General features: G+C 44.8%; 1 protein-coding gene. It reads right to left on the bottom strand.

Annotated elements, in window-relative coordinates:
• Positions 1–689 (bottom strand): calcium-binding protein (locus tag FFO06_RS20730; protein WP_137909705.1); only part of this gene is annotated, 689 nt, incomplete at both ends.

Here is a 689-nt window from a genome sequence, read left to right as displayed (position 1 = left end):
ATCTGTACCCGCACCACCATCAAGGGTGTTATTAGCATCGTTACCAGTAATGACGTTATTAGCTGCGTTCCCTGTGCCGTTAACTGCTGCTGTTCCTGTTAATGTCAGGTTTTCCACGTTAGCAAGTTCCGCAATAGTGTAAGTAACACTAGATTGAATGGTATCTGTACCACCGCTGGTAAGTTCAGTAATGGTGTCAGTGGTGCTATCTACAATGTAGATATCATCACCTGTACCACCAATTAAGGTATCTGTACCAGCACCACCATTGAGAGTATCGTTACCCGCACCACCATCAAGGCTGTTATTAGCACCGTTACCAGTAATGACGTTATTAGCTGCGTTACCTGTACCGTTAATGGCTGTTGTTCCTGTTAAAGTCAGGTTTTCAACGTTAGCAAGTGCCGCAATAGTGTAAGTAACACTAGATTGAATGGTATCTGTACCCTCGTTGGCACTTTCGGTAATGGTATCAGTGGTGCTATCAACAATGTAGATATCATCACCTGTACCACCAATTAGGGTATCTGTACCAGCACCACCGTCAAGGGTATCGTTACCCGCACCACCATCAAGGCTGTTATTAGCGCCGTTACCAGTAATAACGTTATTAGCTGCGTTACCAGTACCGTTTATGGCTGCTGTTCCTGTTAAAGTCAGGTTTTCGACGTTAGCAAGAGCCGCAATAG

Source organism: Dolichospermum planctonicum, from assembly GCF_005402965.1.
In the GTDB taxonomy this organism is placed as follows: Bacteria; Cyanobacteriota; Cyanobacteriia; order Cyanobacteriales; family Nostocaceae; genus Dolichospermum; species Dolichospermum planctonicum.
Note: the sequence above shows the minus strand (reverse complement) of the source record. Positions and strands in the feature narration are given on the sequence as shown.